This window comes from Leifsonia sp. 115AMFTsu3.1, assembly GCF_004362795.1.
Taxonomy (GTDB): Bacteria; Actinomycetota; Actinomycetes; order Actinomycetales; family Microbacteriaceae; genus Leifsonia.
The window spans coordinates 12259-24968 of the sequence record NZ_SNYB01000002.1 but is presented as its reverse complement, the minus strand read 5'-3'; the positions used below and the strand labels follow the sequence as shown (position 1 = coordinate 24968).

Annotated in this window: 10 protein-coding genes; 5 read left to right on the top strand and 5 right to left on the bottom strand. The window is 69.6% G+C overall.

Annotated elements, in window-relative coordinates:
* The first annotated feature begins 113 nt into the window (after window positions 1–113).
* The 5 genes from AXZ95_RS11075 to AXZ95_RS11055 all read left to right on the top strand — a co-directional run bounded on the left by AXZ95_RS11075 (window position 114) and on the right by AXZ95_RS11055 (window position 4481).
* The gene (locus AXZ95_RS11075) at window positions 114–1124 is read left to right on the top strand and encodes a Gfo/Idh/MocA family oxidoreductase (protein WP_018192752.1); all 1011 of its coding nucleotides are present in this window, start codon (window positions 114–116) and stop codon (window positions 1122–1124) included.
* 77 nt (window positions 1125–1201) lie between these two features.
* Window positions 1202–2242 (top strand): Gfo/Idh/MocA family oxidoreductase, encoded by a 1041-nt coding sequence (locus tag AXZ95_RS11070; protein ID WP_018192753.1) that lies wholly within the window; start codon window positions 1202–1204, stop codon window positions 2240–2242.
* A 71-nt stretch (window positions 2243–2313) separates the two neighbouring features.
* Window positions 2314–2562 carry a hypothetical protein gene (locus tag AXZ95_RS11065; protein ID WP_018192754.1) on the top strand — a complete coding sequence of 83 codons (249 nt, stop codon included), beginning with the start codon at window positions 2314–2316 and terminating at the stop codon, window positions 2560–2562.
* 102 nt (window positions 2563–2664) lie between these two features.
* On the top strand, window positions 2665–3360 hold the full coding sequence (locus AXZ95_RS11060; protein ID WP_018192755.1) for a hypothetical protein: 696 nt from the start codon (window positions 2665–2667) through the stop codon (window positions 3358–3360).
* Window positions 3361–3458: 98 nt separating this feature from the next.
* Window positions 3459–4481 (top strand): PD40 domain-containing protein, encoded by a 1023-nt coding sequence (locus AXZ95_RS11055; RefSeq protein ID WP_018192756.1) that lies wholly within the window; start codon window positions 3459–3461, stop codon window positions 4479–4481.
* Window positions 4482–4805: 324 nt separating this feature from the next.
* On the opposite strand, the gene AXZ95_RS11050 is transcribed toward AXZ95_RS11055, so the two are convergent.
* The 5 genes from AXZ95_RS11050 to AXZ95_RS11030 all read right to left on the bottom strand — a co-directional run.
* Window positions 4806–5162: a DUF4190 domain-containing protein gene (locus tag AXZ95_RS11050; RefSeq protein ID WP_018192757.1), complete on the bottom strand. Its 357-nt coding sequence runs from the start codon at window positions 5160–5162 to the stop codon at window positions 4806–4808.
* A complete protein-coding gene (lepB, locus tag AXZ95_RS11045; RefSeq protein WP_018192758.1) occupies window positions 5150–6697 on the bottom strand; it encodes a signal peptidase I in 1548 nt (515 codons plus the stop codon). The genes AXZ95_RS11050 and lepB overlap by 13 nt, the downstream gene beginning before the upstream one ends.
* A gap of 119 nt (window positions 6698–6816) precedes the next feature.
* Entirely contained in the window at window positions 6817–7260 is a 444-nt protein-coding gene (locus AXZ95_RS11040; protein WP_018192759.1) for a hypothetical protein, read from the bottom strand.
* 67 nt (window positions 7261–7327) lie between these two features.
* Window positions 7328–8260 carry a L,D-transpeptidase gene (locus tag AXZ95_RS11035; RefSeq protein ID WP_018192760.1) on the bottom strand — a complete coding sequence of 311 codons (933 nt, stop codon included), beginning with the start codon at window positions 8258–8260 and terminating at the stop codon, window positions 7328–7330.
* 58 nt (window positions 8261–8318) lie between these two features.
* Window positions 8319–12710: DUF11 domain-containing protein (locus AXZ95_RS11030; protein WP_133638959.1), on the bottom strand; the 4392-nt coding region annotated here is incomplete at its 5' end.

Here is a 12710-nt window from a genome sequence, read left to right as displayed (position 1 = left end):
ATCTGGGAACGATTCCAGAAATTTGCACCGGGGACTATCGACTGCTCCCGAGCAGAAGGTACGCTTTCGTGGTTCGCGCGCATCGAATACCAGGCAAGGAGGCCTTGACAGGCATGTCCCACCCACTCGCTGTCGCAGCGATCGGCTTCTGGCACGTCCACGCAGGCGACTACGTGCGCAACGTCCAGCAGCATCCCGACACCACCCTCGTCGCCGTCTGGGACGACGACGAGCAGCGCGGCCGCGCGGCCGCAGACGAGTTCGGCGTGGAGTTCGTCGCCGACCTCGACGAGCTGCTCGCCCGCCCCGAACTCGACGCGGTGACCATCACCACGGCGACCGACCAGCACCGCGACGTCATCGGACGCGCCATCGCGGCCGGCAAGCACGTCTTCACCGAGAAGATCCTCGCCCCGACGGTCGCCGAAGCGGAGGAACTGGTCGACCTGGCCCGCGAGGCCGGCGTCGCACTCGTGGTGTCCCTCCCCCGGCTCTCCGACGACTACACCGTCGCCATCGAGCGCATCCTCGACGACGGCACGCTCGGCGAGCTGACCTACTCCCGCGTGCGCCTCGCGCACGACGGCTGGGTCGCCGGCTGGCTGCCGGAGCAGTTCGCCGACCCGGTGGCCGCGATCGGCGGCGCCCTCACCGACCTGGGGTGCCACCCGGCGTACCTGACGCGGCTGTTCCATCGCGCCGAGCCGCTCGCCATCTCGGCGGCCTACGGGCACGTCACCGACCGCGCGGTCGAGGACAACGCGGTCGTCACGGCCGAGTTCCCCGGCGGACGCATCGGCGTCTTCGAGGCGAGCGTCGTCACCACGCCGGGTGCGTTCACGATCGAACTGCGCGGCACCGCCGCGACGGTCATGTTCGGCTTCGGCGGCGAGCGCCTTCTCGCGAAGGGCGGCGCGTTCGGCGACGAATGGCAGGAGCTGCCCCTCCCCGAGCGACGGCCCGGCGCGTTCGCGCAGTGGGTGCAACACATCCACGACGGCACGACCGCCGACGACAACCTGCGTCACGCCGTCGAGCTGACCCGCATGGTCGTCGCCGCCAACGAGTCCGCCGCCACCGGCCGTGCTGTCGCACTGACCGGACAGCCGGCGCCGGTCGCCTGACCCGCCCCACCATCCCCACTCCCACCCCTCATTCCGTGCATCAGCACGCCCATCCACTTCTCCGAAGGAGCATCACCATGCCCAGCAACACCGTCCGTATCGGTCTCATCGGAGCCGGCGGCATCGCCGGAGCCCACGTCGCCGGCTACCTCCGCAACCCGGAGACCGTCACGTTCGCCGCCGTCGCCGACCCGGTCCGCGAGGCCGCCGAGCGCCGGGCCGGCGACAGCGGCGCCGAGGTCTACGCCGACTACGCGACCATGCTCGCCGAGGCCGACATCGACGCCGTCGACATCTGCCTGCCTCACCACCTGCACAAGGATGCGATCGTCGCCGCCGCCCGCGCCGGCAAGCACATCCTGTGCGAGAAGCCGCTCTGCCTCACCCCGGAGGAAGCCGCCGAGGTGGATGCCGCGGTCGCCGAAGCCGGCGTCACCCTGATGTGCGCGCACAACCAGCTGTTCCTCCCGGCCGTCGCCACGGCCAAGGAGCTCATCGGCTCCGGCGTGCTCGGCCGGGTCTACGAGGTGCGCACCACTGACAGCTTCTACAACGACTTCGACCCGTCGAACATGGGATGGCGGGCCCACGCATCCACGAGCGGCGGCGGCGAGCTGATCGACACCGGCTACCACCCGACGTACCTCCTCCTGCACCTCGCGGGCGGCTCGCCGGTCGAGGTGACCGCGATGCTCGCCACCCACCGTCTCTCGTTCATGGAGGGCGAGGACTCCGCGCAGGTGCTGGTCCGCTTCGACAACGGCGTGATCGGCAGCCTCGTCACCAGCTGGGCCTACCAGCCGGCGGACGGCACGGAGAAGTTCTCCGTGGTCGGCGAGCTGGGCAGTCTCACCAGCGACGGCACATCCCTCAGCTACCGGCTGCGCGGCGAGTCCGAGCCGGCGGTGCTCGAGCTTGCGCCGGTGCACGAGTTCCAGGAGGAAGTGGGCCACTTCGCTCGCAGCATCCTCGACGGCACGCGCCCCCTCCACACGCAGAAGGAGGGGATCGAGGTGCTCGGCATCATCCTCGCCGCCTACGAATCGGCGCAGAACAGGACGATCGCGCCGGTCCGCTCGGTGCGCGAACTGGTGACCGCCTCCGCGCCCGAGAGCTGAGTTCGCAGAAAATTCACCCTGGGGTGAATTCAGGTATATCCAGCGGGTCGGGCGCGGAGTTACAGTTCAGCATGAGCATGCAGCGGACGGGGGCCCGCAACCGGTCACTGGAGCCCCATCGTCAAGATGATTTCGTCGCCGTCCCGTACCTGCGACAGGGCCAGCTGATCTCCCTGATCCGGTGGTCACTCGTGTCCGGCGAGTGGAAGTACACCACGATCCTCGCGGAGTACCTCCATCGCGACGAAGGTTCGTGGTACCTCGTCATCAACGGCAACCGCGCCAAGCTCGACCGCTCCGAGTGGGCGATCTTCAACTGACGGTCCGACCTCTCCGCCGAAGGCTCTCTCGGCGGAGAGGTCGCGGCACCGCCCAGCGCCGCCTCCCGCTCCACCGCGCGCCCCGGCGGTACTGTTGCCCGTGTGACCCAGACCGAGAAGCGGGAGCGGTCGGCCCAGCCGGAGCATCGCTGGCCCGCCGTGATCGCCACGCTCGTCGCCCTGGCGGCGTACGCGTTCCTCCCCAGCGTCGTCCCCCTGCTGGAGCGGTACGCCGTCGTCGGAGTGTGCGTGCTCATGGTCGTCGCGCTCGTTCTCTACAACCCGCACCGGCTCACCCGGGAGTCGCGGTGGTCGCGCCGGGCCGAGATCGCCCTCTCGATCTTCATCCTGCTGGCGAACCAGATCGCGTTCGCGGAGACGGTGGTCCGGCTGCTCAACAAGCACGGCAACGGGTACGAGCTGCTGCTCGCGTCGCTGCAGGTGTGGCTGACCAACGTGATCGCCTTCGCGCTGGTGTTCTGGGTGCTCGACCGCGGTGGCCCGGTCGCCCGCGCGACCGTTCCGCGGCCGAGACTGGCGCTGGCGGACTTCCGTTTCCCGCAGGACGAGGATCACGACGCCGTGGACGAGGTGGCGCGCGGATCCAGCAAGCAGGCGGACTGGGTGCCGAACTACATCGACTACTTCTACTTCTCGCTGTCGAACTCGATGGCGTTCAGCCCGACCGACACCATGCCGCTGACCCACCGCGCGAAGCTGCTGATGTCGCTGGAGTCGTTCGCCGGCTTCGCGCTCCTCGCCCTCGTGATCGCGCGTGCCGTCTCGCTGATCGGCTGAACGGTGGGCGACTCCTCCTGTGGATGTCGTCCTCCTGCGTAATCACCCGCTCCTTCCCGAGTCCTTATTAACGAGCGCTCAAGCGGAGGAGACCGTCGATGAACAAGGCCACCAGACGTCGCGTCGCGCGGGCTGTCGCCACAGCGGCAGCCATCGCCGCGGTGCTCGGCGGAGCGAGTGGATGCGCGGGAGCCTCACCAGCGCCCGCCGCCTCGACCTCGGCTCCCGCATCCACCGGTGCGTCGGTGTGGAAGCTGCCCTCGGGCCCGCGGATCGTGTTCCGGAACACGGCGCCGGGGCCGGACTCCGGGCTCGTCGCCTCCGTTCCCCTCTCGTCCCCGCAGTCGAAGCGGACCGTCTCCGACCTCGCCTGTGAGCGCGTGTACGCGACCCGCAAGGCGCTGTCGTGCATGAGCAAGAGCGGGACGAACCCGATCGGCTACCGCGAGACGCTGTACAACGCGGACGGGGTGGAGACACGGTTCTGGCCGCTGCCCGGCGCCCCGAGCCGGACGCGCCTGTCGCCCGACTCCAAATTGGCCGCCTGGACCTCGTTCGTCGACGGCGAATCGTATGAGGGCGTGAAGTTCTCGACCCAGACCATCATCACGGCGCTGTACGGCACGTACTACGGGCCGCTCGACGCGTTCACCTTCCTCATCGATGCCAAGCCCTACACCGCCGTCGACCTCAACTATTGGGGAGTGACGTTCACCGACGACGGCAATACGTTCTACGCGACCGCGGCGTCGGCCGGCCGTACCTGGCTGGTCAAGGGCAACCTCCGCGGGCGCACGCTGGTGGCCCTCCACGAGGGTGCCGAATGTCCGTCGCTGTCGCCCGACGGCACCCGCGTCGCCTACAAGAAGAACCTCGGGACGACGGATGCGCCGCGGTGGACCCTCGCGGTGCTCGACCTCGCGTCGGAGAAGGAGACGGTGCTCCCGCTCGAGGGGAACGTCGACGACCAGACCGAGTGGTTGGACGACCGGACGCTGCTGTTCGGCCTGCCCGCTGCGGGGAAGGACGGGGACTTCAACGTCTACTCGGCGCCGGCGGATGGTTCGGCCGCGGAGACGCTGCTGATCGAGCACGCGTGGTCGCCGTCGGTGGTGCGCTGAGCGCAGCGGACGCCGGGTGCGGCCGAGGGCTGCCGGCAGTGGGCCGCGAGCTGCCGGCCGCCGGTCGCGCGGCCGCCGGTCGCACGGCCGCCGGTCGCACGACTACCGCTCGCGCGGCTGCCGGTCGCGGGTCTGCTCGGCTGCTGGCCGCGCGGCTGCCGGCCGCGGGTCTGCTCGGCTGCTGGTCTCGCGGCTGCCGGTTGCCGGTTGCCGGTCGCGGGGCTGCCGGCTGCTGGTCTCGCGGCTGTCGGTCGCCGGTCGCGCGGCTGCCGGCTGCCGGTCTCGCGGCTGCCGGTCGCCGGCCGCCGGCCGCGGGGCTGTCGATCACACGGCGGAGTGCAGGAAGACGGCGACGGCGACGTTCAGCGACAGCAGGGCGAGCAGCAGGATGTTGAGGTAGCCGATCACGATGGCCGTCTGTGCGACGGCCCGGCCCCGTCCTCCGTCGTGCTGGAGGGTGCGGGTGATCTTGTGGGCGAGCGGGATGGCGACGATGGGGAGCAGGAAGGCCAGGATCAGCGCGACGACGGCGACCGGGTGGACCCGTCGGGGCACGACCGTGGGGAGCGCGTAGTCTGCGACGTACTCGGACGCCGTGTGGGGTGCGGGCACTCCGACCGCGGACTCATCGAGTCCGTCGACCTCGTCGTCGCTCAGCGGGCGAGCTTTCAGATGGGACATGTCTGGTTCGGAACGGACGCGAAAGTCTCTCGCGCCGACGAGATCGGCGCGAGTTGGTTGAGGGGCCAGAGTTTGAGTGCTGCCTGGCCGACCACATCCACGATGGGGACGAACCCCTTGGTGGGTAGGTCTTGCGTGTGGCTGGAGTCGCGGGAGTTGTAGCGGTTGTCTCCGAGGACCCAGAGCTCTCCTGCAGGAACGGTGACGTCGAACTCGGCGGACGCCGGCTGTCCTTCGGGGATGATGGCGTAGGGCTCGTAGAGCTCGACGCCGTTCACCGTGACCCGACCGTTCGTGCTGCAGCAGGAAACCGTGTCGCCGGGGATGCCGATCACGCGCTTCACGAGGTAGTCGCCGGTGCCCGACGCCGCTGCACCCGCGGCGCTCGCACTCGCGGAGGGCGAGCCGTCGAGCCAGCCGCCGGGATCGCTGAAGACGATGACGTCGCCTCTGCTGATGGGTGCTGCGCCGTACGCGAGCTTGTTCACCAGGATGCGGTCGTCGGTGTGGAGGGTGTTCTCCATCGAGACGGAGGGCACGGTGAAGGGGGTGACGATGATGTTCTGGACGAGGATGGTCACAGCGAACGCGACCACGACGAGGAGGGTGCCGAGGATCACACGGCGTCGGGTGCGGCGGCGGCGCAGCATCGCCCTCCGCGGGTGCCTGCTGTCGGCCAAGCGCCCCCGTCGACCGCGGGTCTTGGGGACAAGCGCGACGTGGCGGGACCGCCGCGCGTGCCTCTGGTGCTCGGAGTCGTCGAGCGCGATGGGGCTGCTCGCCGAGACGGGAGGGGCGAACGCCTGCGTCTCCGCCGTGGGCATCGGCGGGACCGTGACATCGGGCGCCGCCTGCGCGGGCACTGCCTGCGCGGGGGCTGCCGCGTGTCGGTTGGCGCGGCGGGAGGTGGGCCGCGGTTCAGCGACCCGGGGATCCTCGCTCGGCTGCCGGGTGGCGGCCGGTGCCGGGGCGGGCGTCGCGGGCGCCGCAGGAACGGCGGCCGCGGCCGGGGCAACGGAGATATGGGCGGCTGCGGGCGCAGCGGCGGGCAGCGGTGCGACCTCCGGAGGCAGCGGCGCGGCGCCGGGCGTCTGCACCTGCCCGTCGGCGTGACGCGGATCGTGAAGCACCGGAGCGGCCGTGCGACTCTGCGGCGGTGCGAGTGAGACGTGGTCGGTGATCGATGCGGGTACGAAGCTGGTCTGGATGGTGCCGAAGTCGTCGTCTTCTTCGCGGAAGGAGCGCTTGTCCCACCAGACGACGCCGAGTTGCTGGTTGCGGCCGTGGAAGTCGCCTCCGGCTTCCATCACGGCGAGGTCGATGACGCCGTACGGTCCGGCGTCGATGACGGTGCGGTCGGATTCGGTGATGCTCGCGGCCGTCCAGGCCGCCGGACCTTTCGGGGCCGTGGTCGTGTCTTGCTGCTCGCGCCAGGAGAGCGCGTCGGGGACGACGCTGGAGCGGTTCGCCGGCGGTACGTACGAGGAGCGTCGCTGCTTCGACCTCCTCGACGGGATGCGAGGCATCACGGTCATCTCGCCTCCCTTTCTGAACGCTGGTGAGACACGGGTTCACTCACTTAGACGGAGCCGGCGGCGCTCCATGACGCGGAATGCGAAGATTCCGATCATGTGAGCGCCGCCGTTGTGGTCCCTTACTTCTTGGGGACGACGGCGCCGAGGACGCAGGACACGGAGTCCGCGTTGGCGGGGAGGGTGGCCGTGGTGGTCCACTCCTTCTTGTCGCCGGCGGCGCCCTTGACGGTGGTGACCCCGCGCCCGTAGACGGACGAGTTCTTGGAGTTCACCCAGCTGACCGACACGACGACGTCGCCTTCGGTGTCCTTGGGCATGGTGACCGTGCCCTTGGCGGTGACGCTGGAGCCGGTCGTCTCGCAGCTGTCCATCTTCGTGGCGGAGATGACGCCGGTGCCGGTCGGGATGGTCGGCAGCGGCGTGGAGCCGCCTGCCGCTGCCTTGTTGCCACCTGCGCTGGTCGACGACGGCGACGTGCTCGGGGTGCCGGTGCAGCCCGCGAGTCCGGCGACGGCGAGGGCGGCCGCGGCGATCGGGAGGATGAGGTTTCTTCTCTTCGTCATGGTGTGATCCTTTGCTTCACGGAACGGTTGTTCAGGGTGCTGGGTTGGGCCCCGGGAGAGCGGACTCTCAGGGGACGATCGTGACGCTCGTGCCGAGGGGCAGAGCGTTGACGGCCGTGACGGCCTCGTCGGACAGGCGGATGCATCCGTGCGAGATGCTGCCGCTGTGGGAGGGGAAGTAGTGCATGCCGATAAGTCCTCCGTCCTCACCCTGGAACGGTTCGTCCTGAGCGGACGCGTGCAGGGATGTCAACTGAATCGGGTAGGTCGCCTGGCCCTGTTGGGGGTCGAGGTAACGCTCTTGCAGGTAGCCGGTCACTCCTGTGGGGGTCGGGGTGCCCGGCGCTCCGACGGCGACGTCGAACGTCTGCTCGACCGCGCCGGAGAAGTCCTCGATGCGCAGCTTCTGCTCGCCCGTCGACACGACCACGCGGCGGTCGAGCGTCGTGGTCCGGTCGAGGGCGTCGGTCCGTACCCATCCGGCCGTCTGTGCCGGCGCTGCGCCGTTCGACTGGGACGGCAGCTTCTGCCGCGCGGGTGTCATGACGAGCGTCCACGCGCCGTCGGAGCGCACGGGGACGATCACGGTCGGGCGTCCGGTGAAGTTCATGAACGCGAATCGGGCGACCGCGACGTGTTCGTCGTTGTAGATGGGCGTGTCCGTCGCGATGGTGTAGACGTCGTGCGACACGACGGGCACGTCGGAGCTCGCGTATGGGAGAAGTCCGGGGATGACCGCGTCGTACCGGGCTTCGGGGAGTGCCGCGACCTGTTCGGCGGTCAGCGCCGTATGGTCGCCGGCGCGCACCGCCACCCCGCCGTCGTGCGTCGAGGAGCCGGAAGCGCGGTCGGCGCCTTTCTGCTGCGGTTGCGCGACGACGGTCGCCACGGCCCCGGCCGCGAGGACGACCGCCGTCGCCCCGAGGATGACGGCCATGACCAGCCGGCGCCGGTGTCGACGCCGGCGGTCACGCCGCGGGTGTTCGGGCAGCTCGGTCATCCCATCCCTCCCTCCGAGGACGGCGCCTGCATCGCCATGGCCTCACGGCCCGCGCGGATCATCCGGAGACTCCCGGGAGAGCGTTGCGCGGCAGGGGCGTGTCGACCGTGGCGGGTGGCGTGGCAGTCACCTTGCCGCCGCCGGGCGTGGTGCCCGTGACGAACGCCGTGTTGTCCACGTGTCCCGCATCCAGGTCGGCCTGCGTCAGCTGGTAGGTCGCCGTCGCCGTGACCTTCTGGCCCGGGGCCAGCGTGCCCGGGGTTCCCGGCCAGGCGTAGGTCAGCGGGGACAGGCCCGGCATCAGGTCGGCGACCGCCACGTTGCTGATGGTCACGTTGCCGATGTTGCTCACGGTGAAGCTGTAGGTGATGACGTCACCCACGGCGGCCGGGGACGAGAGGCGACTGGTGTCGGCCGTCTTGACCAGGTCGAGCTTCGGGTCCGGGGTGAGCGGGGTGTCCGTCCCGGCCGGCGGCGTGGTCACGACTTCGCCCGACGGCGGGGTGCCCGTCGACGTCGCCGTATTGGTCACATGCCCTGCGTCGAGATCCGCCTGCGTCAGCTGGTAGGTCGCCGTCGCCGTGACCTTCTCCTTCGGGGCCAGCGTGCCCGGCGTCCCCGGCCACGAGTACGTCAGGGCCGACAGCCCCGGCATCGGGTCGGCGATGGACACGTTCGTCATGGTCACGTTGCCCTCGTTCGTCGCCACGAAGGTGTAGGTGATCGTGTCGCCCACCTTCGCCGGATTCGCGATGGCTCCTGTGCCCGCCGACTTCACCAGGGTGAGGTTGGGTGCCGGCTGGAGCGGAACGTCGGCCGTTGCGCCATCGGTCACGTTCGAGCCGGTCGGCGGGGTGCCGGTCGTGCCGGCGGTGTTCGACACGTGGCCCGCGTCGAGGTCCGCCTGCGTCAGTCGGTAGGTCGCGGTCGCGGTGGCCTTCTGCGTCGGAGCGAGCGTGCCCGGCGTGCCCGGCCACGTGTACGTCAGAGCGGACAGGCCCGGCATCGGGTCGGTGATCGTGACACCGGTGAGCGTGACGGTGCCCGTGTTCTCGGCGACGAACGTGTAGGTGACCACGTCGCCTGCTCGAGCCGGTGTGCCGATCTGCGCGGGGTCGGCCGACTTGACCAGATCGATCGCTGCAGTGGTGACGAGCGGGGTATCCGTGCTCGCCGGCGGAGTCGTCACGGCCGTGCCTGACGGGGGCGTCCCGTTCGCCGTCGCCGCGTTGTTCACGTGTCCTGCGTCGAGATCCGCCTGCGTCAGCTGGTAGGTCGCTGTAGCGGTGACCTTCTCCTTCGGCGCTAGCGTGCCCGGAGCACCCGGCCACGAGTACGTCAGGGCCGACAGACCCGGCATCGGGTCGGTGATCGACACGTTCGTCATCGTCACGTTGCCCGTGTTCTGCGACACGAACGTGAAGGTGATGGTGTCACCCACGGCAGCCGGAGACTGGACCGCTCCCGCCTCGGCGCTCTTCACCAGGTCGAGTCCCGGAGTCACGGTGAGCGGGATGTCGACGGAGGCTTGGTCGGTGACCTTGGTGCCGGTGGGCGGGGTGCCCTCGGTGCCTGCGGTGTTGGCCACATGCCCGGCGTCGATGTCCGCCTGCGTCAGCTGGTACGTCGCCGTGGCGGTGACCTTCTCCTTCGGAGCCAGCGTGCCCGGGGTGCCCGGCCAGGTGTAGGTCAGGGCGGACAGGCCCGGCTTCGGGTCGGTGATCGCGACACCGGTGAGGGTGACGTTGCCGGTGTTCTCCGCCTCGAAGGTGTAGGTGACGGTGTCGCCCGCCCGGGGTGGCGACTGGACGGCGGCGAGGTCGGCCGCCTTGATCAGGTCGATGCTCGGGACCGTCACCAGCGGAAGGTCCGCCGATGCCCCGTCGGTGACCTTCGTGCCGGTGGGCGGGGTGCCCTCGGTGCCTGCGGTGTTGGCCACATGCCCGGCGTCGATGTCCGCCTGCGTCAGCTGGTACGTGGCCGTGGCGGTGACCTTCTGCTTCGGGGCCAGCGTGCCCGGGGTACCCGGCCAGGTGTAGGTCAGAGCGGACAGGCCCGGCAACGGGTCGGTGATGCTGACGCCGGTCAGCGTCACGTTGCCGGTGTTCTCCGCCACGAAGGTGTACGTGACGGTGTCGCCTGCCTGCGCCGGGGTCTGCACCGTCGACGGATCGGCCAGCTTCGTGAGATCGATGCTCGGCGCCGGCGGCACCGGCACGTCAGCGGTCGCACCGTCGGTCACGTCGGTGCCCGTAGGCGGGGTGCCCGTCGTGGTCGCAGAGTTGGTCACGAGTCCGGCGTCGATATCCGCCTGCGTCAACTGGTACGTGGCCGTCGCCGTGACCTTCTGCTTCGGAGCCAGCGTGCCCGGCGTGCCCGGCCACGAGTAGGTCAGGGCGGACAGGCCCGGCATCGGGTCGGTGATCGACACGTTGGTCAGGGTGACGGTGCCCGTGTTCTCCGACACGAAGGTGTAGGTGATCACATCGCCCGGCTTCGCCGGCGAGCTGAACGCGGTCGCATCCGCTGCCTTCGTGAGCTCGATCGTCGCCGAAGTCGTCAGCGGCGTGTCCGTCGCTGCGGGCGGCGGAGTCACGTCGGCGCCGGACGGCGGGGTGCCCTTCGAGGTCGCCACATTGCCCACGTGGCCTGCGTCGATTTCTGCCTGCGTCAGCGCGTACGTCGCCGTCGCCGTGACCGTCTCGCCCGGCTGCAGCGTGCCCGGAGTTCCCGGCCAGTTGTACGTCAGAGCGGACAGGCCCGGCATCGGATCCGTGATCGACACGTTCGTCAGCGTGACGTTTCCGGTGTTCTCCGACGAGAACAGGAAGGTCACGACGTCACCCGGCTGCGCCGGCGACTGGATGCCACCAGGCTGAACGTCCTTGGTGAACGTCAGTTCCGGGTCGACCACCAATGGGGTGTCCGTCGCCGCAGGCGGCGGGGTCACCTCCGGGCCGATCGGCGGAGTTCCCGTCGACGTCGCGGCGTTCGCCACGTGACCCGCGTTGAGGTCGGCCTGCGTCAGCGCATACGTCGCGGTAGCCGTGACGGTCTCGCCCGGCTGCAACGTGCCCGGAGTTCCCGGCCACGTATACGTCAGTGGGGAGAGTCCTGGCTTGGGGTCGGTGATGGACACGTTCGTCAGCGTGACGTTTCCGTCGTTCTTCGCCGAGAACGCGAAGGTCACCACATCACCCGGCTGCGCCGGCGACTGGATCCCACCAGGAACGACATCCTTTACGAAGGTCAGCTTCGGGTCGGACACGAGCGGGGTGTCCACGGACGCCGGAGGCGTCGTGACATCCGTACCCGACGGCGGAGTACCGGTCGCGGTCGCAGAGTTCGTCACGATGCCGGCATTGATGTCGGCCTGTGTGAGCTGGTAGGTCGCCGTCGCGGTGACCTTCTCACCCGGCAGCAGGGTGCCCGGAGTGCCCGGCCACGAGTACGTGAGCGAGGACAGGCCCGGCAGCACGTCAGTGATGACCACACCGGTCAGCGTCGTCGTGCCCTCGTTCTCGGCCGTGAACAGATAGGTGATCGTGTCACCGACCTGAGCCGGGTTCTTGACCGCGGTCGCATCGGCGTCCTTGGTCAGGGTCAACTCGGACGTCGACACCAGGGGCGTGTCGGTTGTCGCGGGCGGCGGCGTCACGTCCGGACCCGTCGGCGGAGTACCCGTCGAGGTCGCGGTGTTCGTCACGTGCCCGGCATCGATGTCCGCCTGGGTCAGCGCGTACGTTGCCGTCGCGGTGACGGTCTCGCCCGGCTGCAACATGCCGGGGGTACCCGGCCACGTGTACGTCAGGGGCGACAGGCCGACCATCTGATCGTCGATCGTGACACCAGTGAGCGTCACGTTTCCGTCGTTCTTCGCGGAGAACTGGAAGGTGACCACATCACCCGGCTGTGCGGGCGACTGGATGCCGCCAGGGACGACGTCCTTGGTGAACGTCAGCTCCGGGTCGGACACCAGTGGCGTGTCCACCGTCGCCGGAGGCGTCGTGACATCGGTGCCGGTCGGCGGAGTACCCGTGGCGGTCGCCGCGTTGGTGACGATCCCGGCATTGATGTCGACCTGAGTGAGCTGGTAGGTGGCGGTCGCCGTGACGACCTCTCCCGGCAGCAGGGTGCCCGGAGTGTTCACCCAGGTGTAGGTCAGCGGGGACAGGCCTGGCAGCACATCCGTGATGGTGACACCGGTGAGGGTCGTGTTGCCGTCGTTCTTAGCGGAGAACAGGTACGTGATCGTGTCGCCCACCTGCGCGGGGTTCTTGACCGCTGTCGCGTCCGCATCCTTCGTGAGGGTCAGCTTCGACGTCGACACCAGCGGGGTGTCGGTCGCCGCGGGTGGCGGGGTCACGTCCGGACCGGTCGGCGGGGTACCCGTCGAGGTCGCGGTGTTCGCCACGTGACCTGCGTCGATGTCGGCCTGGGTCAGCGCGTA

What these genes read in the sequence shown, in the direction of transcription:
- AXZ95_RS11075 (WP_018192752.1), top strand. Translation starts at nt 114, where the DNA reads ATGTCCCACCCACTCGCTGTCGCAGCGATCGGCTTCTGGCACGTCCAC.
- AXZ95_RS11070 (WP_018192753.1), top strand. Translation starts at nt 1,202, where the DNA reads ATGCCCAGCAACACCGTCCGTATCGGTCTCATCGGAGCCGGCGGCATC.
- AXZ95_RS11065 (WP_018192754.1), top strand. Translation starts at nt 2,314, where the DNA reads ATGAGCATGCAGCGGACGGGGGCCCGCAACCGGTCACTGGAGCCCCAT.
- AXZ95_RS11055 (WP_018192756.1), top strand. Translation starts at nt 3,459, where the DNA reads ATGAACAAGGCCACCAGACGTCGCGTCGCGCGGGCTGTCGCCACAGCG.
- AXZ95_RS11050 (WP_018192757.1), bottom strand. Translation starts at nt 5,162, where the DNA reads ATGTCCCATCTGAAAGCTCGCCCGCTGAGCGACGACGAGGTCGACGGA.
- lepB (WP_018192758.1), bottom strand. Translation starts at nt 6,697, where the DNA reads ATGACCGTGATGCCTCGCATCCCGTCGAGGAGGTCGAAGCAGCGACGC.
- AXZ95_RS11040 (WP_018192759.1), bottom strand. Translation starts at nt 7,260, where the DNA reads ATGACGAAGAGAAGAAACCTCATCCTCCCGATCGCCGCGGCCGCCCTC.
- AXZ95_RS11035 (WP_018192760.1), bottom strand. Translation starts at nt 8,260, where the DNA reads ATGACCGAGCTGCCCGAACACCCGCGGCGTGACCGCCGGCGTCGACAC.